20 protein-coding genes and 2 pseudogenes are annotated in these 25029 nt (G+C 68.6%); 11 read left to right on the top strand and 11 right to left on the bottom strand.

Annotated elements, in window-relative coordinates; genetic code table 11:
- Positions 1 to 35: 35 nt before the first annotated feature.
- Positions 36 to 2897 (bottom strand): peroxidase family protein, encoded by a 2862-nt coding sequence (locus B4U46_RS00105; protein ID WP_079422971.1) that lies wholly within the window; start codon positions 2895 to 2897, stop codon positions 36 to 38.
- Between the two features lie 356 nt (positions 2898 to 3253).
- On the opposite strand from B4U46_RS00105, the gene B4U46_RS00100 reads away from it, so the two are divergent.
- The 3 genes from B4U46_RS00100 (at position 3254) to B4U46_RS00090 (ending at position 8127) form a co-directional block, all read left to right on the top strand.
- Positions 3254 to 4960 (top strand): thiamine pyrophosphate-binding protein, encoded by a 1707-nt coding sequence (locus tag B4U46_RS00100; protein WP_079422969.1) that lies wholly within the window; start codon positions 3254 to 3256, stop codon positions 4958 to 4960.
- Between the two features lie 82 nt (positions 4961 to 5042).
- Complete coding sequence (locus tag B4U46_RS00095; RefSeq protein ID WP_079422968.1) at positions 5043 to 6440, top strand: hypothetical protein; 1398 nt, start codon at positions 5043 to 5045, stop codon at positions 6438 to 6440.
- A gap of 91 nt (positions 6441 to 6531) precedes the next feature.
- Entirely contained in the window at positions 6532 to 8127 is a 1596-nt protein-coding gene (locus B4U46_RS00090) for a patatin-like phospholipase family protein (RefSeq protein WP_079422966.1), read from the top strand.
- 238 nt (positions 8128 to 8365) lie between these two features.
- Here B4U46_RS00090 and B4U46_RS40475 read toward each other — a convergent pair whose 3' ends face one another.
- Positions 8366 to 8725, bottom strand: a complete 360-nt coding sequence (locus B4U46_RS40475) for a Tn3 family transposase (RefSeq protein WP_159402036.1) — start codon at positions 8723 to 8725, stop codon at positions 8366 to 8368.
- Between B4U46_RS40475 and B4U46_RS00080 the strand changes: the two genes are divergently transcribed.
- Entirely contained in the window at positions 8717 to 9670 is a 954-nt protein-coding gene (locus B4U46_RS00080; RefSeq protein WP_079431456.1) for an IS481 family transposase, read from the top strand. The genes B4U46_RS40475 and B4U46_RS00080 overlap by 9 nt on opposite strands.
- 51 nt (positions 9671 to 9721) lie before the next feature.
- Here B4U46_RS00080 and B4U46_RS38550 read toward each other — a convergent pair.
- Positions 9722 to 12463: pseudogene (locus B4U46_RS38550) on the bottom strand (Tn3 family transposase); the annotation flags it as partial.
- A 190-nt stretch (positions 12464 to 12653) separates the two neighbouring features.
- Between B4U46_RS38550 and B4U46_RS00070 the strand changes: the two are divergent.
- Genes B4U46_RS00070 through B4U46_RS00055 form a run of 4 tightly spaced genes read left to right on the top strand, consistent with a single transcriptional unit; the run spans position 12654 to position 15017 of the window.
- Positions 12654 to 13529: a hypothetical protein gene (locus B4U46_RS00070; protein ID WP_079422962.1), complete on the top strand. Its 876-nt coding sequence runs from the start codon at positions 12654 to 12656 to the stop codon at positions 13527 to 13529.
- The gene (locus B4U46_RS00065; RefSeq protein ID WP_079422960.1) at positions 13526 to 14200 is read left to right on the top strand and encodes a hypothetical protein; all 675 of its coding nucleotides are present in this window, start codon (positions 13526 to 13528) and stop codon (positions 14198 to 14200) included. The genes B4U46_RS00070 and B4U46_RS00065 overlap by 4 nt, the downstream gene beginning before the upstream one ends.
- On the top strand, positions 14197 to 14715 hold the full coding sequence (locus B4U46_RS00060) for a hypothetical protein (RefSeq protein WP_079422958.1): 519 nt from the start codon (positions 14197 to 14199) through the stop codon (positions 14713 to 14715). Before B4U46_RS00065 ends, B4U46_RS00060 begins: the two co-directional genes overlap by 4 nt.
- Positions 14716 to 14735: 20 nt before the next feature.
- Entirely contained in the window at positions 14736 to 15017 is a 282-nt protein-coding gene (locus tag B4U46_RS00055) for a hypothetical protein (protein ID WP_123995975.1), read from the top strand.
- Positions 15018 to 15060: 43 nt separating this feature from the next.
- Here B4U46_RS00055 and B4U46_RS00050 read toward each other — a convergent pair whose 3' ends face one another.
- Together B4U46_RS00050 and B4U46_RS40470 are read right to left on the bottom strand one after the other, a co-directional pair.
- Positions 15061 to 15855: a hypothetical protein gene (locus B4U46_RS00050; RefSeq protein ID WP_123995976.1), complete on the bottom strand. Its 795-nt coding sequence runs from the start codon at positions 15853 to 15855 to the stop codon at positions 15061 to 15063.
- A 329-nt stretch (positions 15856 to 16184) separates the two neighbouring features.
- Positions 16185 to 17312 carry an ETEC_3214 domain-containing protein gene (locus B4U46_RS40470; RefSeq protein WP_398909070.1) on the bottom strand — a complete coding sequence of 376 codons (1128 nt, stop codon included), beginning with the start codon at positions 17310 to 17312 and terminating at the stop codon, positions 16185 to 16187.
- A 94-nt stretch (positions 17313 to 17406) separates the two neighbouring features.
- Here B4U46_RS40470 and B4U46_RS00045 point away from each other — a divergent pair, with 94 nt between their 5' ends.
- Positions 17407 to 17931, top strand: coding sequence for a hypothetical protein (locus B4U46_RS00045; protein WP_079422952.1), 525 nt, complete (start codon positions 17407 to 17409; stop codon positions 17929 to 17931).
- Here B4U46_RS00045 and istB read toward each other — a convergent pair.
- Both istB and istA read right to left on the bottom strand, forming a co-directional pair.
- On the bottom strand, positions 17928 to 18701 hold the full coding sequence (istB, locus tag B4U46_RS00040) for an IS21-like element helper ATPase IstB (RefSeq protein WP_079422950.1): 774 nt from the start codon (positions 18699 to 18701) through the stop codon (positions 17928 to 17930). The genes B4U46_RS00045 and istB overlap by 4 nt on opposite strands.
- Positions 18701 to 20294: pseudogene (gene istA, locus B4U46_RS00035) on the bottom strand (IS21 family transposase). The gene istB and the pseudogene istA overlap by 1 nt, the downstream one beginning before the upstream one ends.
- 227 nt (positions 20295 to 20521) lie before the next feature.
- On the opposite strand from istA, the gene B4U46_RS38545 reads away from it, so the two are divergent.
- Entirely contained in the window at positions 20522 to 20791 is a 270-nt protein-coding gene (locus tag B4U46_RS38545; protein WP_107438184.1) for an AMP-binding enzyme, read from the top strand.
- Positions 20792 to 21092: 301 nt separating this feature from the next.
- On the opposite strand, the gene B4U46_RS00025 is transcribed toward B4U46_RS38545, so the two are convergent.
- The 3 genes from B4U46_RS00025 to tpg form a co-directional block, all read right to left on the bottom strand.
- On the bottom strand, positions 21093 to 21506 hold the full coding sequence (locus tag B4U46_RS00025; RefSeq protein ID WP_079422948.1) for a hypothetical protein: 414 nt from the start codon (positions 21504 to 21506) through the stop codon (positions 21093 to 21095).
- Positions 21503 to 21805 carry a hypothetical protein gene (locus B4U46_RS00020; protein ID WP_079422946.1) on the bottom strand — a complete coding sequence of 101 codons (303 nt, stop codon included), beginning with the start codon at positions 21803 to 21805 and terminating at the stop codon, positions 21503 to 21505. The genes B4U46_RS00025 and B4U46_RS00020 overlap by 4 nt, the downstream gene beginning before the upstream one ends.
- A gap of 113 nt (positions 21806 to 21918) precedes the next feature.
- Complete coding sequence (tpg, locus tag B4U46_RS00015; RefSeq protein WP_079422944.1) at positions 21919 to 22455, bottom strand: telomere-protecting terminal protein Tpg; 537 nt, start codon at positions 22453 to 22455, stop codon at positions 21919 to 21921.
- A gap of 605 nt (positions 22456 to 23060) precedes the next feature.
- On the opposite strand from tpg, the gene B4U46_RS00010 reads away from it, so the two are divergent.
- Positions 23061 to 23363 carry a hypothetical protein gene (locus B4U46_RS00010; RefSeq protein WP_100861906.1) on the top strand — a complete coding sequence of 101 codons (303 nt, stop codon included), beginning with the start codon at positions 23061 to 23063 and terminating at the stop codon, positions 23361 to 23363.
- A 247-nt stretch (positions 23364 to 23610) separates the two neighbouring features.
- On the opposite strand, the gene B4U46_RS00005 is transcribed toward B4U46_RS00010, so the two are convergent.
- Positions 23611 to 24243, bottom strand: a complete 633-nt coding sequence (locus B4U46_RS00005; protein ID WP_123995977.1) for a hypothetical protein — start codon at positions 24241 to 24243, stop codon at positions 23611 to 23613.
- Between the last annotated feature and the right edge of the window lie 786 nt (positions 24244 to 25029).

Below are 25029 nucleotides of genomic sequence, written 5' to 3'. Positions count from 1 at the left end.
GCTCGGGGCTGATTCCCGGACACCTCCCGGCCCGCTCATCCGCGACCTCCCCCGGCGCCGTTCGCGGGAGCCACACGCCAGGGCGCGAAAGCGCTCGCCGTGCGCGGCAGGGAGCCCGCCAGTTCGGGGCAGTGCCGCAGCACCACGCTGGTCATGCCGTTGCGCTCGATCCAGTCCATGCCCAGGGGCGTGTACACCTCCGGCCTGAAGTCGACGGTGAGGAAGCGATCGCTCTGGAGGCGTCGCGTCGCCATCAGGATGAAGATGCGGAAGGCCGTGTCGCTGAAGCCGAAGCCGTGCGGCGGGTTCTCGGCGAAGAGTCCCACCATGGTGTCGATGTGATCGACCTCGCGGTAGATCTCCTTCAGGCGGGCGACCGTCTCCGCATCGGAGGACAGGTCTTCGAACCGCCGCAGGCGCGGCTTGTGCAGGCCGACTCGGAAATCGTTGTACCGGGGAACCCCGCGGCGCCGGGTCCGCACCAGGTCGACCACGGACAGGTCGATGATCTCGCCGTCCCGCTCGAACGCCTGGAGGGCCCGCGGATAGTTGTGCAGGGTGATCGCGCCTGGATGGGCCGTGCCGAGCGAGTACAACGAGTTGGCCAGACCGGTCTTGCGCATCAGCGCTTCCGTGGCGGAGCCCTGGACGTCGTTGAACCCGAGGGTGTCCAGACGCCGGCCGAGACGGTGGTCCACGATCTCGAAGTCGTCGGGGAGCAGCGGGTGCATGCGGTAGACGGTGACGAAGTCCTCGGTGAGGGAGTACGGAGCGCCATGGTGGTCCGGCAAGGTTTCGGGGATGCCGGTCAGCGCATGCGATTCGAAGAGCCACAGGCCCAACTGGTCGAGCCATTTGCGCGGCGGACCCTGCCAGTTGGTCTTCAACCCGATGTCGATCACTTCGGTGGCGAGGATCGCGGGAGTCCATTCCACGGTGTGGATCTTCGCGATGAGTGCCGAGACGACCAGCCGCGCCGTCTGGTAGACGCGTTCCTCGTCCAGGCGCGGGTATTCCTGCCGCAACGCCTCGCACACGACGTTGTGCTCCCGGGCGAAGAGGGTCTGCATCGCGCTGAGGCCGTACCACCAGCTTTCCGCGAACCCGGTGAGCGGGAGGCCGTTCGGCCCGACCGGAAGGTGACCGTCGTCCAGCCGCAGGGTGGCGCCGCCGTCCGGTTCGCGCAGCGACATGCCGGTCTCCCTGTCGCCACCGTAGACCTCGGATCCGTCCCACCAGTGGGACGCCGCGTTGGCGAAGAGCGTGGGCGGCCCCTTGCCGTCGGCCGGGTGCAGCCCCTCGTTCTCGGCGAAGCGCATCACCTTCTCGGTCGGTCCGCCCGGTGTGTTCCTCCACGTGACATCGGGCGGGAGCGGTACCTCGACGGTCTTCGTACCGGTCGGGTAGCGCTTGTGGTTGACCCAGTCGTGGACCTGGAACTGGATCCAGGCGGCGGCCAGGATGTTGAGCGAACGCGCCGGGATGAAGGCGTCGCGGTGCAGCAGCTCCCTGCTGACCGTGACCGGGTTGGGCACGTCGAACAGCTCCGGCCGGTAGACCGGGGGAAGGTTGCGGCCGAAGGCGGCCCCGATGGCGCCCATTTTCGGCGCGGACAGGTCGTTGTAGGTGCCGTCGTAGCTCCGCGCGACCCGCATGCTCTCGTCGATGGCCGCCGGCACGGGCTGCGTCCTGGGCGGAGCCTCGTGCAGGTCGGTGTCGATCAGGTTGGACCGCCGCAGCTGCTGCCGCAGGGCGACGAGGTTCAGCAGGCCGAGGGGTACGGGCAGCCGGTGCCAGGGGACGAACCGGTTGAGGCCGCGGAAGGCGCCGCGCAACGGCACGCCCAGTACGTCATTGCGCCGGGGCTGGACATTGGCGAACCGCTGGCCCAGGCGGTGGGCGCTGCTGGCCTCGTAGGCGACCTTGCGGGCGCGGTTGAGGTTCCCGAGGGGCCGGAACGCCTCCGTGGTGTTCCAGGGGTTGAAGGCGAGCTGCTCGACCCGTGCGGCAGCGGCCCGGGCCTCGGCGGAGTCGATGTCCTGGCGCGGGATGGTGAGTGTGGCCACGCGGACGGGCGGGGTGTCCTGCTCCTTCCATTCGGCCGTGCCGTCCTCGACGGGTGTGCGGCGGGCGTCGACGTAGCGCTGGACGTACAGCTCGAAGACGACGTCCGCCTTCTTCAGCCGCTCCGCGAGTTCGTGGTGCAGATGGTCGGGGTCACCGGGGGAGGGGTCCGGGGCCGGCGGCGCGTCCCCGGCCGGGCGCAGCTGGTACCGGACCGGTCCGGCGTCGCCCCACAGGATGGCGCCGCGGCTCCAGTACGTCTCCAGAGCCAGGCTGCGCACGGTGTGGCGGGTGCCCGCACGCACGTTGTGGCGCATGCGTGCGGCGGCGGACCAGCCGACCGCGAGCGGCAGCGTGACGAACAGCGCGAAGGCCTTGCGTGGCGTGGAGTCGGCGCCCGCCATCGCCTTCGCGAACTCGACGAACTCGCGCGCGTCGCGTGCGTGCGAGACCGGATGGCTCGTCATGAGCAGGTCGTGGGCCTCGTCCGGCCCGGCCGCGATGCGCAGTGCCGCCCCGCGCAGATCGGGGGCGTGGTCGGGCTGGCGGGAGCCGTTCGCGTTCGAGAGCCGTACGGTGGCGGGATACTCGGTGCCGGGGCTCGCGAAGCCGGTCCGCATATCCGGCGGCAGGTCGTCGCTGAACCGCAGGCGCGCGTTCTCCGCGCCGAGGATCCCCTTGGCGTGGAACGTCCGCGCGATGTCGGCGGCACCACTGCGTTTCCTGGACTTGAGCTGGACCCGCATGAGGTCACGGGCAAGCCGCTCGAAACAGAGCCGTTCCACATCCGGGTGCCCGCCCACGTACTGCTCGTACCGGCCGATCTCGTCCATGTGTGCCTCTTCGCCAGGGCGCACCCCGTCGGCCGAACGCAAAGCTGGGGGCCGTGCCGGGGCGGCGCCGCGCGGCTGCCCGAGGCCGGAGACCGAGCCTGCGGGCACCTTCGTTACACACGGCAACCCTGACGCGCCGATGCGGCGGCGTCGCGCGGAACGGCGCAGACGGGTGGCGTCGGGCCTGCGGCGGGGCTTCGCGGCCCGGGACCTCCACCGGGACGGGCCGCCCCAAGTGCGGGAGCGGAATGCACCAGGCAATGGCAAGCTGGATTCCGGAATCCGACCAGCGGCAGGAAATTCGAACATTCGAGCATGCGTGAGGGGGAGCGAACGGACGAGCCGAGGGAAGGGCCATGAGAGTTTACGAAGCCCTGGTCAAGGGGCTGGAGGGACTCGGGGTACGGGCCGCGTTCGGCGGCGCCGGAGAGAACGCCGCCGGCCTGATGCTGGCGCTGAATCATTCACGGCAGATCCGGCCGGTCATCACACGGCACGAGCAGGCCGCCTCCTTCATGGCCTGCGGATACGCGATGTACACCAACGAACTGGGCTTCTGCTTCGCGACGGCCGGACCGGGCGCCTTCAACCTGTTCTCAGGCCTGGCCGTGGCGATGTCCGACTCCTACCCGGTGCTGGCCGTGTCGGGGTACGCGTCGAGGGCGTGGCAAGGATGGGGCTCGCTCAACGAAACCTCGGGCCTGAACAGGACGCCCGACTCGCGGGCCATGTTCGCGGCCACGACGAAGAAGTCCTTCCTGCTCACCGACGCCGCGGACACGTGCGACGTGCTCGAGGAAGCGGTCAACACCGCGTTCGAGGGCAGGCCCGGCCCGGTCCACATCCATGTCCCCGAGGACCTCACCCACCACGGCGTCGAGGTCACGAACTTCCGCGACATCCGGCTGGACGTGGCGCCGGTCGCCCCCGATCCGGCGCGCGTGGAGGACATCGCGGTGATGCTGGCCGAGGCGCTCGCGCAGCAGAAGCGGATCGTGGCCCTCGTCGGCTTCGGCGCGATCCGCAGTGGGGCGGGAGCTGAGGTCCGGCGGCTGATCGAACGGTTCCGGATCCCCCTGCTCACCACGCTGGACGGCAAGGGCATCGTGTCGGAGGGACACCCGCTGTCCGTCGGCGTCTTCGCGGACAGCGGTCACTCCAGTGCGTGGAAGGCCTTCCGCGAGGCCGACGTCGTGCTGTGCATCGGCAACTCCCTGAACCAGCACGCCACGTTCAACTACCGCGAAGACCTCTTCGCGGACAAGGTGCTCGTCCACGTGAACATCTCCGAGGCCGAGTTCCGAAAGGCCTACAAGCCGGACTACCCCCTGCACGCGGACGCGCGCCTGGCCGTGGCGGCCCTCCACCGGGCGCTGGACGAGAAGGTCGGCGAGGTGCCCGCCATCGACGTCACGGGCCGCGACTACGAGGCCCGCCACATCGTCCACCTGACCGGAAAGATCCATCCGGGGGAGCTGGCCCAGTCGATCGGCCGGCTGCTGCCGCCCGGGGGGATCCTGCTCGCCGACGCGGGAGCGCACCTCGCCTGGCTCGGCTACTACGTGGAACTGGAGGAGGGGCAGAACTTCCGCAAGGCCGGTTCGTTCGGACCGATGGCGGGCCACGTCAACGGGGCCATCGGCCTGAAGCTCGCGCACCCGGAACGGACCGTCGTCGTCGGCTGCGGCGACGGGTGCTACTCGCTGTCCGGCTTCGAGCTGATGACGGCCGTCGAGAACGAGATCCCCGTCATCTGGGTCATCTTCGACGACGAGGAATTCAAGCTGATCAAGCTCTTCCAGCTCACCACCTACGGGGAGACGGCGCTCGTCGAGTTCCAGAACCCCGACTTCGCCGCGTACGCGCGGGCATGCGGCGCCGACGGCTACCGCGTCGAGACGCTCGACGGATTCGAGCAGGCTTTCCGCGCGGCGCTGGCCTCCGGCCGGCCCACCCTGATCGACGCCAGGATCACGCGCTGGGCCGTTCCCCACTACAGCCCGTCCCCCGACGGCGTCATCGCCGGACTCGTGGAGACGCTCGAAGCCCGCCTCCACGACTGACGCCCGCCACGGCCACCGCCACGGCATGGCATCGACGTCCGGGCCGGGACAGGCCGCAGGCGCGCCCCGAAGGGACCGAGGTATGAACGACCCGCTGAACACCCGCGGCAGTGCCGGGTTCGAAGCACTGATGAACCGGCCCCTGCTCACGTCGATCTGGCGTCGCCGCACCCATCGCGTCAGCCGGGGCAGCTCGGTCGAGGCCGGTTCGATGAGCTGGGCCTCCGGCGAACCGCGCACCCCCCTCACCGAACTCGAAGAGGCCGTCCTGATCGCCATGACGGGGTGCTCCGGCCTCACCATGCCGGACCGTCCCTTCGCCGACCCGCGCAACGGCAAACCCATCATGGCCAAACCGAACCTCAACATGCCGGGCAGGACCGCGGGCAGCCCCGACAACGCCCAGGGCACACACTTCTTCCTGATCAACGACACCGGCACCTACTTCCTGCGCAAACTGCCCCCTCCAGCCGACGGTTCGACGCCGGAGTTCGACCCCGAGACCCTGTGCACCCGCGCGGCCGAGGCGAAGGTGCGGCTACTCGACCACCGTCTCGACGTACCGGACGGTAAGCGGGACTTCCCCGCCTACCTCGACTCCAACCGCTTCCTGTCGAACCTGCCCGGCACCACGATCCTCCTTCCCGTCGTGGACCTTTCACGGCAGTACATCAACGGGCTGATGTACCTGCTGACCCAGCCCGAGGGAGCACGCCCGCTGATCGTCGACGACCGCAACCTCTACCGCCTGGCCGGCGTCCGGAAGTGGGTGAAGTCAGGCTTCCTGAACGAGGACATCAAGCTGCCGCTCGGCGCCATCTGGGCCATGCGCACGCAGATCGAGGCCGACCTGCTGCTCCAGAACCTCATGCTCACCGCCGACGCCATGGGTCTGGGAGCCTGGATCCACGCGTCGCTCGCCCCGCCGATCATGCTGGGCGACCCGAAGTTCCGCGCCGACTACGGCCCCATGCTCGGCTTCGACTGGACCATCCCGCGGTGGAGACCGGCGGACATCCTGCGCTGGCACGTGCCGCTGCCCCGCTACGCGAACCTGCGTGCGGCCCCCGTCGCCCTGCGCCACGACGGCGAGTACCTCATCAAGGCGATGTGTCCGCCCAACTACGCCGGCATGGGCGACGCGGTCGACGCCGTCGTGGCGGGCAAGTTCGGACCGAAGGGCATCTACGCCGACGAGGGCTTGTTCGCCCGTGTCTACCGCGGGGACTTCGGCAGCCGCTACCTGCACCAGGCCAGCGACTATTCCGCCGACGTCATCGCCTGCACGCGGGACATCTGCACCTACATCCACGAGACCCACGGGCGCTTTCCCGCACACTGCGACACCATCCACGTGCCGGGCGTCTGGCTGCAGACCCATCACGTCGAGAACGGCTACTACGAAAAGTTCTTCCGCCACGGACTGACCGAGACCCACCGCACACACGACCAGAACTGGCACGGACCAGACGCGCACTGACCTGACTCCGAGTGGGGCCGAGCGGGTCCTGTTTCCGTCACGCGCACCGCCCATAACGGTACCAAACACACCGGGCCGCTACTCTGCGTGCATGCCGAATGCGCAGGGGCAGCTGAAGCTGCGAGAGGTGCCGGGCTGGGCGGTGGGGCTGTGCCTGTTCGGGCTCGCCGCCGGTCTCTCGATGGTCCTCTGGTACGGAGCGGCTCCGCCGTTCGGGGCCAGGCCCCCGGCAGACGGGGAGCTCCTGCTGCAGTTCGCGCAGACCCCCGCGGGGGCCCGCGCCATCGTGAAGGCCGCAGGCGGAGCCGCGCTCTTCCAAGACGGGCTCGTGCTGGACTGGCGCTGGTTCATCCCCGGGTACGCGGTGGCCCTCGCCGGTGCGTTCGGACTCGGCCATCTGCTCCTCTACCGGAAGGCCACGCGCCTGTGGGCCCTGCGGGCCCTCTTCCTCACCCCCGTGGCGGTGGCGGCGGACTGCGTGGAGAACGTCTTCCTCTGGAAGGCCCTGGACGGGATCAAAGCCGACCCGAAGGGCCCTGTACTGCCCTTGGCCACCTTTCTGCGCAGCGGCCCCGAGCGCGATCTGGAGCGCGACCTGCAGTGGGCGAGCCACTTCGCCCAGCTGAAATGGGCACTCGTCATTCCGCTGGTGGCAGCAGCCCTCCTGACCGTCGTCACCCTCTGCTCCCGCCGCGTGCTGGCCCCCGCCCTGGTGAGGAGTGCGACCGAAAACCGCCCCCGTCCGGTCGTGGAGTACGCCGATCAGCCCGCCGCAGGCCGGACAGGCCTGCCGGACGTGATCCTCCCGCCCGCCGCACCCCACGACTGGGAACCCCTGTCCGAGTGGACCGCTCCCGACCCGGCCAGGCCACACCTCGCCGCAGACCCGCCGGACAGCGCGTCGGCCCACTGGCGCAACCGCCGTTACCAGCCGCCCTCCCGGAAGCCCGGTGAGCTCGGCTTCTGCGTCTCCGGCGGCGGCATCCGGTCGGCATCGGTCACCCTGGGCGCTCTGCAGGCGCTGCGCCCCGAACTGCTCCAGGCCGACTACCTGGTGTCGGTGTCCGGTGGCGGGTACACCGCCGGCGCCTTCCAACTGGCCCTGACGGACGCCCGGTTCGTGGACGCGAAGGGCAACCCCTCGGTGCGGCGGCCCGGCCTCGCACAGCCCTCGGACGTGTTCGCGCCGGGCAGCCCGGAGGAGGACCACATCCGCCGGCACGCGAAGTACCTCGCGGACGCCCCCAAGGAGAGGGTGCACGCCGCCGGGGCGGTGCTGCGGGGGATGGCCGTCTCCTTCGGCATGCTGGCCCTCGTCTTCACCGTGGCGGGCCAGTTCCTGAACGCGTTCTACTCGCGGCTCCCGCTGACCGACCTCCACCGCTTCGTCCCGCGGCCGAAGGTGTTCCTGCCGACCTGCCAGAACCCGGCGCCCCCGGTGTGCCCCGGGCCGCCGGAGACGTTCCTGCCGCCCTTCCACCTGTACCCGAACACCTGGCAGCCCTCCAGGTCGGTCGCGGTGTCGCAACGACGCATGCAGAGGGCCCGGCCCAGGCACGCTGCTCATTCACGGAGAGAGCCCAGCCGTCGCTGCCGAGGTGATTGTGCGCAATCACCCACGACGATCGGGTGGGCGTCGGAATGCGGGGGTCCGAACGCAGACCAACTATGCGAAAGCGCGCGGTAAGGGCCTTCTGTGCAGGTCAGAGGCGTGCGTGCGGAGAGATCTGAGGCATTGTTCCGTGACCTGGGTGACGGTGAAGGTGGTGAGGTTGACGGGCGACGAATGTCGGCTGTGTGTGAGGGGGCATGCGGAACAGCCCTGCTGGTCCACCCCCGCGGGGGGAGGGCAAGTAGGGCTGTTGAGTCGGCCTCGGCTCCGAGTGCCTCAGCTGGCCTGGTCGGCTGAGCCTGAGGAGGGTGGCTCAGTCGGTCGTGGTGGAGCCGGAGTCCGGAGCGAACCGGGGTCCGTTGGTGACCTCCTTGAATTCGAAGGTGTAGCGGCCGCGGAGGTTGATGTGGTCGTGGATGAAGGGCGAGAGTTGGGCGGCGGCTTCGTTGTGGACGGGGTGTCCGCTGTTGCGCAGGTTGTCCAGTGTCTGGTCCGTCAGGCACGTGGTGTGGAGGATGACTGCGTTCAGGACCAGGCCTAGCTGTATTGCCCTGGGAGGTTGTGGACGGGTGACGCAGGTCTCGGCTGAGGGATCTTGAACGGGTGAGGGCCTTCCGGGTTCGGTGTGGATTGCGACGTCTACACCGACCAGCAGAAGGCCCTCATGCCCCACCGTAATGCACCCCTGACCGAGACCGGACGCCTTCGCCTGGCCCGCTGCGTGGTCGAGGACGGCTGGCCGCTGCGCCGGGCGGCCGAGCGATTCCAGGTCTCGCCCACCACCGCCCAGCGGTGGGCGGCCCGCTACCGGGCCGGGGGTGAGGCCGGAATGACCGACCGGTCCTCGCGCCCGCACACCAGCCCACGCCGGACCCCGACCCGCATCGAGCGGCGGATCATCAAGGTCCGCCTCGCCCGCCGGTGGGGGCCCGCCCGCATCGCCCACCTGCTCAACCTGGTGCCCTCGACGGTGCACCGGATCCTGACCCGGTTCGGCCTGGCCCGTCTCACGCACCTGGACCGCGCCACCGGCGCCGTCATACGCCGCTACGAACGCGACCGTCCGGGCGAGCTGGTCCACGTGGACATCAAGAAGCTCGGCAACATCCCCGACGGCGGCGGCCACAAGACCCTCGGCCGCCAGGCCGGCCGCAAGAACCGCTCCAGCGCCGGCTACAGCTACATCCACACCGCCGTCGACGACCACTCCCGCCTCGCTTACAGCGAGATCCACGCCGACGAGAAGAAGGAGACCGCCACCGCCTTCTGGGCCCGGGCCCAGGCCTACTTCGCCGGCGTGGGCATCACCGTCGAACGGGTCCTGACCGACAACGGCGCCTGCTACCGCTCCCGCGACTGGCGCGACGCCCTGACAGCGGCCGGGATCGCCCACAAGCGAACCCGGCCCTACCGGCCCCAGACCAACGGCAAGGTCGAACGCCTCAACCGGACCCTGCTCGAGGAGTGGGCCTACGCCCGCCCCTACCAGTCAGAGCAGGAACGACGCGACGCCTTCCCTGGCTGGCTCCACACCTACAATCACCACCGCGGACACACCGCACTCGCAGGCAAACCACCCGCCAGCCGCGTCCCCAACCTCACAGGGCAGTACACCTAGCGCACCCACTTCCGTCTCCATGCCCGGGTGGTAGCGCTCGTTGTGTCCGTCACGACCGTGATGGATCTTGCGTGCGAGTTTCTGCCGGTCGTGCTGGAGGGTCGCCATGGACTGGATGGTGTTCCGGTAGTCGGTGTCTTCGATCAGGCGCAGGATGTGCTGGCTTTTGGCGATGCGGCCGTAGTGGGCGATGGCCTGGCCGAGGCTGTCGTTGGCGCCCTGGGCGAGCATGCGGATGATGTCGTGGGCGCGGACGGTGCCGTGGTGGATGGAGCCGATGACCCTCAGGACGCGGGGCCAGTGGCGTTCGATGAGGGCCATATCGATGCGCCCTTCGACGGCCTCCTGCAAGGGCCCATATCCCCCACCCGGCTGCGTGCGCCACAGGCCCTTCTCCGGGATATCGTCGTACCGGGGAGCGTAGTGGTATCCGGCCAGGGTGAGCAGTCCGAACACGATATCGCCGTGTTGCCGGGCGTCGGCCACGATCGTGGTGGGACCGTCGGCGGTGCGCTCGCCCAGTACGTCGAGCACGTACAGAGAGGTGGCTGGGCTGCCTGAGACGACCATGCCGGCGCGTCCTGCCGCCTGGTCCGTGACCACGGTGAACCACGTTGCGGTGCGCCGTGGTTCCCCACGCTGGTCGAACGGCGACCTGGGGGGAACGTAGAACCGCATGCCGTCCACGGCCGCGACTTCGCCTCCGCCCATGAGGCGTGCCAGGGGGATGTCCGCCTGGAGCTCGATCATCCGCTTCGAGAGCACCTCGATGTTCTTGGGGGTGAGGTAGTCCCGTTCCACCTCTTTGAGCCTGCTGCGGCGCAGGGCAGGGCTGTGTCCTGTCACCAGGTCGTACCCGACGTTGCAGCCGTAGGCGACCAGGAGCGCAGCGAAGGTGGTGCTGAAGTCCTTGGCGCGTGGAGACGCTCCGGCCGGCGAGGTGCAGATGCGGTCGGCGTCGGCCCACTGCAGGACGGTCAGCAGGACCTCGGGGAGGTCGACGCGGGGCAGGGACCTGATGACCGCTGCTTGTAGGGGGGCCGGATCGTGCTGGGGATCGCTGTGGGAGTTCGAGATCCGGAGTCTGCCGCGACGGTTGAAGGAGACGTGGGCGTTGTCGGGAAAGCCCTGTGCCACTCTTCGGAACGACCTGTCCAGATCGGAGCTCTTCTCCGCAAGGAGCTCCTGGGGGTCTTCAGTCAGACGGAGGTCGGTCAGGAGCGCGGGCTTCTCCCTCTCCCAGGCCCGGTCGGACATGAGCTGGGCATCAGGATTGCCCCAGTTGGAGGAGTACATGGCGTAGATGTCACGGGACTTCAGCTGCTCGTGGAACTGGGTCAGGATGCACATGGCGTACGCCTCGGTGTGGACCGCCTCCGGCCCGTTGCCCGGGGCGGCCAGCACCAGCTTCCGCCAGGACCCTCTGACCAAGGTGAGGTCGATGTCGTCCCGGCCGACCTGCTCACGGATCATCAGAGCGGGCAATGTCTCCAGAGCGGCGAGCACTGGTGCCCCGTCCGGCGTCGCGCGGAAGTCGATGGCGACGGGTAGCAGGGGGAGGAAGTCCGCGACGTGCTTGTACCCCTTCACCAGCTCGGCCCGCCAGGCCTCGTCAGGATCGGAGCCTGTCCCCGGATGGTGTCTGCGGACGGTGGCCAGCGCCGTGTCGATGTCGTCTGACGGCGGGGCGAGTTGCTCCATCCGTGTGTAGTGCTCCAGGGCCGTCCGCTCACCATCCTTGACCTCGCCGGATTCCGCGTCGACGAGTTCATCCCTGCCAGCCGTCCACACCTCTGCCACCTGAGCCAGCGTGCCAAGTGCGTCAACCAGCTCCGGCAGAGCATCGCGCAGGACCTTCTCAGCTGCGCGCTTGGCCTTCCGCACGATGTCGGAATCCATGTGGTCGTGAAAGAGGTTGAGGGCGTCATCGATCGAGGTCGTGCTCAAGGTCACCACGGTGGCCACTGCCGTGGCCGTCTTGTCTGTATTGGCAAGACGTGCGGTCCTGGAGACCCGGGCTTCCCCACCGGAGCGGGCGACCTGAGCGACACGCCGCGGTGGCACCCCGACATCGAGGCCGTGGAACCCCCAGCTCCGGACTGTGGCAGCCCGCTGCAGAGCCCCCTCGACACCTTCGGAGTTGCTCTTCCGTGGCCTGCGGCGGATTCGACCCAGCTCCGACAGGTTCGCTCCCTCCGGCACGCGCAGCAGACCGTGGAGGACTTCGATCTGCTCCGGGGTAGGAGAGGCGACTAGGAGCCGGCACACCCTGTCCCAGTCCTCGGCCCGAACCGTCATCACCAGGCGTGCCAAGGTGCTGATCCCCGGAAGCAGCATGCGGCGGCCGCGCAGCTCCTGCACGCCGGCGTAGAACAGGTTCCTGGGGCCTGCGCCGGTGATCCACATATGTGCCGCGAGCCAATCGCGACAGCTGTCCCCGTCGAGCTCCTGCCACCGGCCCGCGCTCTTGATCTGGTTCTTGTGGGCACGGGCTGTGGCGTCCCGTGCCCCGTAGCGGCCTAGCACCGCCGGGTCGACATCCAGCTGATCAGCCAGGAACTTCACGACGTCCGCTGGCATGTGCTGAGGATCGGAGAACCGTCCCGAGAAGCGCAGGCCCGCCTGTAAGACGGCGTACCCCAGCAGGTTCTCCGGTCCCCGCAACTTCGCGATCCTCTGGAGGTCGTCCTCGTCCAGGACGAAGTACTGCTGGAGTTCTTGCTGGGTGAGGCCTTTAGGGATGGTCCCGTACAGGGCAACATCCTCATCGGTCAGGAACCAATAGTCGGTCATGCCCACCTTCCGAAGATCGGATTTGACGGGGGAAGCCTCGGGCTCTGGACCGCCTCACGGCAAATGACGGACTGCCCTTCTGCGCCCGCCGGGGTCTTAGCGCGCGCTTTCGCACAGTTGGTCTGCGTCACCCGCGCAGCCGCTCTTCCGATGCGCTGTGCTGCCCTCCTCACCCCTACCGTCCTGGCCCATGACCTCCTACTGGACCGAGCCTCAAGCCCGGGACGCCACCACCTACCGCCCCGAACAGGTCGAACGCGGCCGCAGACTCGTCAGCCGTGACGACCTCCTGAAAGCAGAGCGACACCGGACCCGGATGGACCTCGGCGACCTGTTCCTCGAAGTCGCCCCCAGCACCACCCCTGACTCCGACAGCACCCGACAACTCCTCGCCCGCTTCGCGTCGGAGATCGGCATCTCGCCGGAGTCCGCCCGCGAGTACCGCAACGTCGCAGCAGCCTGCAGCCACTCCGTACGCGAACGCGTCGCAGCCACCGGCGTGACCGTCTCCTACTCCGTGATCCGCGAAGCAGCCATCGACAGCGCCGGGTCAGGCCGCCCGCCGGCCGAACGCTGGGAGATCCTCCTGCAGATGCTCGGCGACGCCGCCCGCACCGGAGAACGCGTCACCGCCCAGAAGTACCGCCAGGCCATCGGGGCACGCCTCACCGTCGACGCGGGCGCCGGCCTGACGCCTGAGCGGATCATCGCCCAGCTCGGCCGCGACGACGTGCGCGCCGCAGTCGTCGCCCACGTCACCGACCCGGCCTTCCTCCGCGAAGCGCTCCAGGAAGACCCCCTCACCGAGCTGCGCCTCCGCGCATCCCTCACCGACACACCTGCGAACCCCACCGACCCCCCACAGCGGGACGACGCAACCGGCGACGAACGACTCCTGCACCAACTCCGGCGCCACGTCCACACGCTGCGCCACGTCGTCCGCATGCCGCCCGAGCAAATCCTCAACATCGCCGACCGCGACACCCTCAACGAACTCACCGCAGCCGTCCACCACCTCTCCGAGTGGATCACCAAGATCGAGAACCGAAAGGCCTACGCCCAGTGAGCCCCACCTCCCGCTTCTCCTCCACCTCCGCAGCCACCCGCCAGTGGATCGTCGACCACTACAAGGACCTCGCCCCCGCGCACCCCGACAGCAGCCGCCGCGTCAGCGCCTTCAACGAGATCCTCCTCACCGGCATCTGTGACGGAGACCTGTCCGCCATCGAATACAACAGCGCCCTCACCGGTCCTCACCTCGTTGCCCTCGACACCGAGATGATGGAGAAGCTCGCAGCCCTCATCAGCACCCCAGACGACCCGGACGGACCCGACCAGACCAAGGTCGCCACGCCCTCCGACGAAGACCCGGACAAGGGCAGCGACACCGTACGCGGGCCTGAGCCGACCGTCTGTGGCCCCGGCCCGCAGATCCCCCAGCAGCGCCCGCTGTTCGCCCTCGACCTCATCGAGGTGAAGATCCAGGACATCCGCCTGAAGATCCAGGGGATCGACACGGAATACCGGCGCCTGGTCGGCCAGGAACGCGACAGCCGCACCGTGCGCCGCATGATGCGCGCCGAGAAGCAGGTACTGGTCGAACAGCTCCGGAAGCTGATCGAGGCCAGAGCAGCAGCGAAGAACGCACCCGCCGCCGGCATCGACGACCTTCCCGCCCTCGGGCTCGACCCCGACGCCCTCGGCCTTGACCTCACCCCGGCGGGAGCACCCGCATGAACGACTGGCGCGAACCCCTGTGGTCCTCCACGCAGTGGCACAACTACTGGAAGGACATGGCCCCAGTCCTCCAGCGCGAGCAGCCACGCGGGGCCCACATCGCCGACCTGATCACCCCGGACGGATGCGTCATCGAAGTCCAGCACAAGAGCATGTCCGCCACGGAGATCAGCGGCCGGGAACTCGACCACGGCAACATGGTCTGGAACTTCGACGCCCGACACCTCTACCGGTCCGGACGCCTGGCCATCACCGGATCCCTGAACGGGCTCGTCACCTTCCGCTGGAAGAACCACCGCCGCACCATCAGATCCTGCCGACGGCCGATCTTCCTGGACCTGTGGACCATGAAGGGAACCTCGGAACGGGTCGTCCTGAAGGTAGGCCAGCTCCAGAGAGACGGCCGAGGAACCGCACACGTGATCCCACACCACTCCATGCGCCTGTGGATCAGCGCTGGCATTCCCTATCGTCCCCTGACTGACCTCCCCTACTACCGCGGTCCGCTCCGGTGAGCGCCCCGGTCCCCCGTACCGTGCCGATCGAACTCGACGGCGTGCTCCAATCGGTTCACGCCCACTACCACCGTGACGGCCACCTCGTTGGGCGAATGGTCACCGACGCCGTCTTTCGGGGGATCTCCCCAACCGGGGAACCCTGCCCCGGCCCGGTCCGGATGGCCCTCCACCGCCCGCTCGCCGGCACCGACACTCGGCTTGTAGTGGTGGACAGCGCCGGAGTGCCCTGGGTCATGGCGTTCGGGACCTGGCACCAGACCACGCCCTACAGGATCATCGGCTTCTACACGTCTGGCTGACCCATGCGCCGCCCCGGGCAACGCCCGGGGCGGCAGACCGCTGTCAGCAGGTTGGTTCTGGACCGGGCCTTAGCCCTGCGGGGACGGTGATGGCAGCGAGGGTCTTTGCGGCGTACAGCTCGCCACCCCACGCGTGAACAGCGCGAGGTGTCTCCCTGCGGGGGAACCGAAGCTCCAGCTCGCCAGCCTCGTCCTGGGTGCTCCTCAGCTTGACGAGGCACATCTGTCCCTGCCGGGCGCACGCACACCAGCGGTCCGTGACCTTGACCCGCATCCCCCATTCCGGGGCGGTCATGAGTCCGACGAGTTCGTCGTGGTGAAGGGCGCCGGGGGTGGGCTGGTGGATGTGCTCGATGATCCACTGCTCCCCACCGTTCTCGGGGTTGGTCCAGGACGTGGTGGACAGGGCGATCCCGGCGGCAGACCACAGGCCTACCCGCCTGAGCAGGGCGCTGGCCAGCCAGGCGGAAGCCTCGGCGCGACGGGACCGGGGGACCGCCCCGATTCCGGCTCCGGCGGCGTGGAGCAGTTCGCGTTGCGTCCAGGAGTGAGGCGACCCGAGGTGGCACAGGAGATCGCCCTCCTTCGCCGCTTCGTGTTGTTCCTTTTTCCACGCGGCCTTCCACGCCTTCGGACCGATCCCAGCAAGCCGGATCCGGGCGGGGGTCCCCGGCAGGATCATCTCGACCCCCTTCTTCGAGGGAGGGGGGAAGCGTGCGCCAGGAATGCCGTAGAACAGGCCGTCGGCGGTGAACCGTGGAGGAAGCAGGCAGGCCAGCTCACCAGCCATGTAGTCGCCCTCGAAGTGGATGGTCAGGCCGTCGGGTTCGGAACGCACCCAGGTGATGCCCCCACGGGACGGACCGGGTCGTACGAGGGCCAGGCGATGCGGCGAAGCAGCCAGCACTCCAGCAGTTCCTGCTGCGGGGAAGGCCGGGGAATCACCGCGGCCCTGCGCCGGGTCGCTCCGGCGATCTGGTGGGCGCTCTGGTAGGGGAGACCGGTGTAAAGGACGAGCCGTTCGGCATCACGCTGTAGCGCGGTGGTGGCCATGCGTACCTCGGCCGTGGAACCGTCCCGACTCCGGCGCGCGGCGGGTCGCGGGCTCGGACAATGGCAGTCAGCCGGCGTGGGCGGAGCCCACTTCTGCCCCCGCTGAGGACGTCCTCAAGGTCGGGCGGACGCCGGGGCACGGTCTCCTTGAGACCGATCCGCATTCCACCCCGCGAGCCGACCCGCTGGCAAGCGACACGCAGTACGCGCCATCGAACAACCCCGGTTCTGCCGGTGGTGTGGGCGAACTTGCCAGCCGGGGCAGGGCCTGCCCATTACGGCACCCTCTACGCTCCGGAGGGGAGCCGACTGGCTGTGGAGGTTGCTGCCTGGACACTCGACGGCCAGCCTCGCTGACGGGGAAGCGGTCCCTACTCGGGAACACCGGGAGTGTTCGGACGCTGATGCCGGACCTGCCGACGCAGTACGGCGCGCCAGATGCGCCAGACCCAGGAGGCCAACGCAACCCGGGCGGGGTGACGGAGTTTCGAGCAGGCGAACGCGGTCGTAGTCCGGCGCGATCCCGTACGGCAGCACACTGCCCAGATCGATCGCGGAACCGGCGACGAGGACGGAGTTGATCCGTGCCCGGCGCCGGTACTCCTCCAGATTCCCGGGTCCCCAGCCGTCCCCGTTGCAGCCGACGGGCGGGAGAGCTGGAGCGCCGGCGTCGCTCACTCCGGCTGCCCAGTGGAGGTAGCCGCCAGGGTTCCCGAAGTAGTGCTTCTCGGCGTAGCTGAACCGACGTGCTCCCAGCGCGAGCCACGGTCCATCGGCGTATGGACTGGGATCAGGCAGGGAAGCCAGCGGCGTTCGGCCCAGGGTGATCCGGTGGGGCCCGATGGCCACCCGCGGGCGGAAGAGCCGACTGCGCGTGGTCAGGGAGTACATCAGCACCGAGTCGTGCTCATCGGACCAGGTGACCAGGTATCCGAGTGTGCCCAGCGGCCAGGTCCGCACGGTCAGCTCGGTGGGGGTGAGGACGACCTCTGCATCTTCTCCGGTGTCGTAGGTCTGCACTTCCTGTCGGTGCTCCCAGGCAGGCTCACCGAACAGGCTCTTCACGTAGTCGTGGCGCACCCGGGGTGCCATGCGCCGGTACGCCTTCGACAGCCCGCGCCTCTTGCCAAGGCGCGTCCGCCACCAGCCCTTCACGAGGTTGAGGAGCGTGTACAGCGCGGTCAGAACGGCGGCCAGAGTCCACACGTTCAGCTTGGTGTCGATCGTGGGAAGGAAGGTCATCCGCGCATCCTTGTGAACGTTCTCGTTATTCCCCAGGGGTAAGTTCACGTAATTCCCCAGGCTCTGGCCTCGGGCGGGCGTTAGGTTGGCCTGCGTGAACTTGGCGGGGTGGAGCTATCGGTATGTGGGACCGCCTGATCTGCGGGCCCTTGTCCGGCCGGAGGCTGAGGGCAGAAGCATCCTCTCGGTGGCGGACTTCAACGACTGGGTGTCGGGTCTGGCAGCGGTGGAGCTGGCCGAGCCTTTCACGTTCGTCATCGACTCGGCGGGTGTGCTGCGGCTCGCGCCGCGTCGAAGCGAGCACGTGGTGTGTGCCAGCGGCGGCCCCGTTCTCGGTGCCGGAGAGATGGGCTTCCGCGAGGAGTCCGGGCAGTGGGTGGTCGCTGAGGTGAGTAACCAGTCGACCGGATACTGCCCGGACATCAGCTCGTGGCCGGCCGTCGCGAAGGCTCTGGACGCAGCCGGGATCGAGCACCCTTCCGGCTTCACCCACGAGGTGGTGTTCCGGCGCTGTCCCTCCTGTAGCCAGCTGAACATCGTTCGGGAGGAGGACTTCGTCTGCGTCTTCTGTGACGAGGACCTGCCGCGGGAATGGAACGTGGACGGGTCCGGGAGTTAGCGGACCGGGGGCTTGTCGGGCTTGTCGGTGGGGTTCTTGGGCCGCTTGTTCGGGCGGTAGCTGGGGCCGTTCATGATGACCTGGTGGCTGGTGTTGATCAGCCAATCCAGCAGCGACTCGGCGACGACCGGGTTCGGGAAGAGGGGATACCAGTCGCTGGGCGCCCGGTTGCTGGTGATGATCAGGGACCGTCCCTGCCGTTCGCTGACCAGTTCATAGAGGTCATCGGCCTGGGATGCTCCGAGCTGGCGCATGGGGAAGTCGTCGAGGATGAGCACGTCGGGCCGTACCAGTTCACGGATCCGCTTGTCCCAGGTGCGGTCCGCGTGGCCGCCGGCGAGGTCCGCGAGGATCCGGCTGGTCTTGGCGAAGCGGACGTGGGCGCCCTGGCGGACGGCGAGGTGGCCGAGGGCCTGGGCGACGCGTGTCTTTCCGACCCCGACCGGGCCGAAGAGGATGACCGACTCGCCGGAATGGAGCCAGCGCAGGGCTCCGAGGTCGCGGATCTGGGCGGCTGGCAGTTTCGAGGAGGCGGTGAAGTCGAACTCCTCCAGGGTGACTTGCTGCTCGAACTTCGCCCGGGTCAGGCGCCGTTGGAAGGCGACGGTCTCGCGGCGGGTGATTTCGTCCTGGCAGAGGACTTGCAGGAAGTCCAGGTGCCCGAGCTCGCCGCCGTGGGCCTGGGCCAGGCGGGCATCGAGGGTTTCCAGCATCCCCGAGAGCCGCAGTGACTTCAGAGACTCACGCAGGGCAGAGTCCATCACGCTCATCAGATGCTTCCCTCAGCTTCGCCGTGGACCTGGTCGTCGTGGATCTCGTCCGCCGTCTCGGACGGGGCGACGGAGGCGAAAAGTCGCTTGGGCCCGTGGAGGAAGGCTGCGGCTCCCGCGTCGCCGCTGGATTCGGGCTCCGGATCGGTCTCGGTGCCGGCGATCAGGATGCCCTTGATGGTGCGGTAGGACGGATCTCCGACGGTGATGGCCCTCGCGCAGGCGGCCTCGAGCCTCGCGTCGCCGTACTTCTTCTTCAGGCCGAGGATCCCCTGGGCGGCGCGGAGCCGGTAGAGGGCGTTGACCTCCAGCAGTTGGTCGACGACGGTCCGGCAGGCGTCTCCGACCTCTGATGCCTGGGTCCGGCACCAGATCGGCGTGCGCATCTGGAAGGCGATCTTCTCCGGCGGGTAGTCGGTCCTGTCGGTTCGTTTTCCCTGATCAAGGGCCACGTGGGTCTTGACCAGGTCGCCGTCGAGGAAGATCTGCACCATCGTGGCGGTCGAGCGGACGTCGACCCGGCGGCCGATCAGTTTCCAGGGAACCGAGTAGAGGGTGCGTCCGACCTTGATGTGGATGTCCGGCCCGACCAGCGCCGTCGACCAGCGGGCCAGCACGAACGGGGTGGGCGGCAGCGGCAGCAGGGTCTCGGCTTCGACGGCCTCGAACACCGCCATCGGGGCGGCTCCCTGCAGCGGTCGGCACTGCCGGCGGCCGGCCACCTTCTGGCTCCAGGTCACAGCCTCGGCCTGCATGTGCTCGATCGAGGTGAACTCCCGCCCCCGCCAGAACGAGTCCCGGATGTAGGGCATCGGCCGCTCGACCCGCGGCTTGTCCTTGGGCCGGGCCGCGCGGGCCGGATCGACCAGTGCCCCGTAGTGGGTGGCGAGCTCGGCATACGCCTTGTTGATCTCCGGATCGTAGAGATCGGGCTTGTCGACCCCCGTCCGCAGGTTGTCCGGCACCAGCCGGCGCGGGACGCCCCCGAAGTAGCGGAAGGCGGCGACGTGGGCCTCGGTCCAGGCGTGCTGGTGCAGGTAGAGGACCGGGCGGACGAACATGTGCCTCGAGCACGGCAGCACCATCACGAAGGCCCAGATCCGGTGCCGCTTGCCGGTCTTCGGATTGGTCCACTGGCCGAGGTGGCCGTAGTCGATCTGAGCCTCCGAGCCCGGCTCGACGTCATCGCGCAAGACCGTGACCTGGGACCTTGCCGTCTCATCGGGGAGCGTGGCATGCACCCAACGGCGGAACGAGGAGATTGACGCGTCCAGTTTGTGCTCGTCCCGGAGCCGCTGGTGGATCGTGGAGACGGTCACCGTCCCCAGCAGGTTCTTGATGTAGTCGCGGTGCTGGTCGATGTCGGGCCAGGTGATCTGCCGCAGCCGCCGGTCGCCGAGTTCGGGAAACCAGCTCTTGATCAGCTTGGCCCAATCGGCTTCCCGCATAGGCGGCCCGCCCGGCGTGATCCCGGACGCCTCCGCCGGCTCCAGGTACTTCCTGATCGTCTTCCGGTCCACCCCCAGCGACGGCCAGCTCGCTCTTCGAGCGGCCCGCGTACCAGTGGACGTAGATCTCGGTGATGTCGACCACGACGAACGTTCTCCTTGCCATCCGGGCTGACCATCGGCCTTCCGAACCACAGGCCCAGGGCCGCCCACACGCCTCCGCGATGACCAGGTCCCTCGATCCCGAACTCCGTCGTACCCATGGCCAATTAGAAGAAGTCGGAATGAGGAATTACATGACGCTCAAACCACCCGAGATGGGAAAAACGTGAACGCTCACAGGAGCGGGGTTTCCGGGTTAGCGCCACCGAGGTGGAGGCCGCAGCCCACCGGATCCCGGAGGTCGTCTCCGCCGCAGTCCTCCCGCCGGCGGGGAAGAAGTCGGCGCTGCTCGCTGTGGTCAGCGACCTGGAACCGCAGGTCGTCCTGGAACGTATGCAGGAGCAGATCGAGGAGTTCAAGATCCCCCGCCGCTGCGTGGTCCTGGAGACCCTTCCTCTGAGCCGCAACGGGAAGGTGGACCGTAAGGCACTGGCGGCCCTCCTCGAAGACCGGGCCCGTTCATCCGCCGGGGCCCGCTGATGCTCCGGGCGCTGACCGTACAGCTGGGTTATGAGGGCTGAGGCGTGTGCTTCCGCTGGCGGCGACGAGGTCGCCGCCAGCGACCTCAGCGGGGCATAGGCTCTGGCAGCCCGCATTGGAGCTGTTCAGCTCCTTCGATCAATGCGGTCAGGCCCTGATATCCATCCACGGGCAGAGCGTAGGAGACGGACGCTGCCCGGTCTGGTCGGGGTCGGGCCAGTGACTGACGCGGTGAACGGCAATCTGAGCAGAAGCAGACGTCGCGGCCCTTCTGCAGCTGTAGGAAGAGAGGTTTACCGGTTCAGCGCCAGGTGTTGGTGTCCACGATCTCGCCGGTTTCCAGGTCGATGCGGCCGTGGAAGTCCCCTGCGTTGCGCGTGACCATGATCATGAGTGGGCGCCCGTGCTGAGGGAACGCATCGTAGAAGCCGTGGACATCCTCCGGGTTCGGCACCAGGTCGCGCGGCGGTTGGAGGCGCACGCGCTCGGTGCCGTCGGCGCTGTAGACCACCGCGTTGTCAGATGGGCTGAAGGGTGCGGCGTTGATCCCTTCCACTACCACCACCCAGTCCTGGTCGTACTCGCGCCATGCCACGACTGCCTGAGGGGGAAGCTCGTAGGACTTCTCCACATTCCCGGCAGGGCTGTCCCAGCGGACAGTGGTGTCACCTTGCTTCCAGCTGACCACGAGGTCGTGATTGTGCTCTGTTGTCACTGCGGAATCTCCTTGGGCGGCCCGACTGGGATCAGCCGGGCTCGGTCTGTGAATTCCATGATCTCTACCTGTGTTCCCCCGCCTGGAAGCGGGCCCAGCTTGGGGTCTACCTGGGGCCCGATGATGCTCTCCTGGACGAGGACCGGATCACCATCAGAGATCCGATAGCGCTGCAGAAGTGAGATGTCCTCCTTCCAGTCAGTGCGAACGGCGAGCTGATCGCGAACGAACTGCTGGTTGGGGACGTCATCGAAGGTACCGAACCCGCCTGGCCGCGTCTGACCGGCAGAGATCACCATGTTGAACTCCTCGCCGGGCTGCGCGAAGCGCGCGACGATCGGCGATCCCTCAAGGTGTGGGGGTTCACGCCGTGCTGGGGGGAGGGCCTTCCGTTCCTGAGCCTCCTTTGGTGTCAGACCCAGCGGGTCCGTCCACACAAGGGGGTTGGTGACGTAGGTGACCGGGTTTGGGGCCGGCGTCCCAGCGCACGGCCGAGGATCAGCTTGTGCTGCTCCTCGCTGGCACAAGCGTCCAGCGCGGCGAAGATCTGCTGTGTCACCGCCCCGTTCAGGCGCCCGGTGACGCGCCGCATGCGCGGGTCGTCGGAGCTGCCGCCACCGGCTTTGAACCCGAACCGGGCCCGGGTGTGGACGACCACACCGCCGGCCTCCGCCGCGGCCCGCCGGCGGGCGCGGATCAGCGGCTGCCAGCGGGCCCGCACGAGTTCCGCGATCTTCTGCTCGTGGCCGGGGTTCGGGCGTCCTTGGCTTCCCGGCTTGGGGGTCACCCAGCGCTGGACGGTCCGCTGGGACACGCCCAGGACGGCGGCGACCTGCCGGGTGGAGCCCCGCTCCCACCGCAGCAACGCCTTCAGCTGATCCGCCGTCGTCACCGGTACCGGCCGCGTGTACAGGAGCCGCTCCAGCCCGTCACCTATCGCCCGCACCATCCCACCAGCCCTCTCCGGCACAGCATCCCCAGTCCGAGGAGGCCCACGATTCCTACGACCGGGTGGCGGCGGATCCGTATCAGGCATACCGCTGACACCGTGCTCCCCCTTGCGGTAGAGAGCATGGCCCTCCGAAGCCGTACGACGTGGTCCCGGCCCGGTACGACGCAAGCCACCCGAATTTGCGGTTCGTTGCCACTGGGGGAGCGGCATGATGTCACTGACTGTGGTGTGCCGTTTGTACTGGTGATGGGCTCAGAGGGCTGTTGCGGTGACAGGCTTGCCGCGCTTTTGGTGGTGACAGGTCACGACGTTTTTCCGGGATGCCTTGGTGCAGATTTGCACCGGGTGTGGGTCTGGTGGCGCAAGTAGCGTGGCAAGCAGAGGGAGAGGCCGGTGGCGCATGGCTTGTCACCGTGCCGCAGTCGGGCCTGAGATCGCCTCCGACGGGCCAGTGGCGGCCCTCGGATGGGGTGATGCGAGGGCCGTCTGGCCGGGTCGCCTCGGCCCGGTCTGGCTGACCCTGGAAGGCGAAGGGGTGAGCTGAAGGGAAGGCCTCGGGGATGGTGCTCAGGCCGCCGGTGGAGCCGATGCTGGCGTAGGCCGTGGAGTCGGTGCCGGGCCCGGCTGCTGTGCGGGCGCGGGTGGCGTACGAGCAGAAGCTGGACGGGCACCGGGTGCTGCTGTTCACCCCGGCCGGGCCGGGCGGCATGGTGGTGGTGCAGAGCCGGCGTGGGGCGCTGGTCCAGGACCGGTGGCCGGATCTGGTGGCCGCTGCCGTCGAGCAGTTGCCGCCCGGTCTGGTCCTTGATGGCGAGCTGGTCGTCTGGGACGTCGAGGAGGGCCGGTTGTCGTTTGAGGCGTTGCAGCGCCGGGCTTCCGCCCGCGCACGCGGTGCCCCGCCCTGAATGATTCGGAAGCGGTGGTAGTCCTGGCGACCTCACGCCGCCAGGACAATGGCGCGCGCCCAGCAAGCAGCTCCGCTACCGCGGCGACGCTGAGGTATGTCGACAGGGACGGCCGCGCCGACCTCCTGCTCACCCCCGCGCCGTCGGGCGACAACACCGGCAACCCGAACCTTCCTGCCCATCGGGGAGGGCGGCTGGCGCTGGACCCAGTCCATCCGCTGCCCCACCCGAGCCCGAAACCTGGGATTCAGGAGAACCACTGATCGAACGTGAACTGGACAGCTGCTCTTACCAGTTGCTCCTGGACTTCCCCTTGCAGGGCTCCCGCGACGGGAGGAACAGGTACCGGCTCTATCGACCAGAACGGATCGCCTCCCGGCATCGCAGCCATGGCGTTCAGGCGGATATCTCCCGCGAACCAGATGATGCCACGGCCGTCGGTCATCCCGAGCCAAGCCGATTCAGGAAGGTTCTGGTAGGCCGCCGCGACCGTCCCGTCAGGCGCCAGGAGGAGAATCCGGCGGGGTAAGGATCCGGTCGCGTCCAGCAGGCGGCAGGGCCAGACCTGCCACGGCTGCTCGGCGAGGATGTTCCGCCGGACCCTCACCTCGCGTATCTGATTCTTGCTGAAGGCCTCGATGATGCCGGCCAGTACGGACGTCCCCAGAATCGCGCCCAACACGGCGGCCCCAAAGCCGGCCCAAAACCCGCCGCCGATGGCTAAGGGAACGCCACCCAGGAAGAACGCAAACGTCGTCCAGTCCTTAGCTTCGCTCGCGGCTATCCAGGCGTCCAGCGAGGCAAGCGGCTCAGGGGTCACCTCCCCTGCCGGGGTTTGCGATACCTGGTACCCGTATTCGCGTGCCAGCATCGGCAGCACCTCTCCTTGTGCGCGCACCCCGATGCCACAAGATGGTAGGCCTTGTAACCCCTGAGGAACACAGGTAAGCCGAGCTGGGGAGACGCTGCCCGAATCGTCTGCCGCGGCTGATGTGCCGGACTGTGCCCGCCGGGGAGCCGGCCCCGCAGTCCTGTTGCCGGAAGCCCGATCCGCGTTCGGGCAGGCGCCGCCCTGCACCCGAGTGCGGCCCTCTCCCGCCAGCCTCTGCCCTGACTTGGGGGCACCGGCTGGGACGGGTTCCCACTCCCTCAGCAGCCCCCGGTGCTCCAGCTCGGCCCGCAGCCCCGGAGCCAGCGCGAGGGCCCGTGTTGGGCGGTGCCGTGCGGACTCCCGGTGTGCATGGCGGCGGCACGGTGATGCTGGTGCCGCTCGCGTTTGGCTACGGTTTCCTTTTCTGGCGCTTCAGCCGATACCGAGTGGAAGGCGGGCAGCTGAGGGTCGAGCACGGGATCGTCTTCCGGCGCGTACCCACCCCCGCCCCTGCTGCTGTGCCGGTGCGGGAGACCACCGATCCGTGGGCGCCACCCGCGAGTACGGACGCGAAGCACCCCTGGGGCCCGCTGACCGAGGGCCTGAACGTGCTCGGGACTTGGACCTCGGCGACCGCGCGAAGGCGGTGGAACAGCTCGGCGTGAACCGGCTCGCGCACGCTGCGATCGTCGGCGTCCTCAAGGACGCTCTCCCCGCGACGCAGGCCGGCCTCCTGGTGGGCTTGCGCCACCGGCCCGTCGCGCGGTTGAGCGGGACGAGGCGGCGGTGGCTGGC

The sequence above is a fragment of the Streptomyces katrae genome, from assembly GCF_002028425.1.
Taxonomy (GTDB): Bacteria; Actinomycetota; Actinomycetes; order Streptomycetales; family Streptomycetaceae; genus Streptomyces; species Streptomyces katrae_A.
The sequence above is the reverse complement of the archived record's forward strand: the minus strand, read 5'-3'. Positions and strand labels throughout refer to the sequence as shown.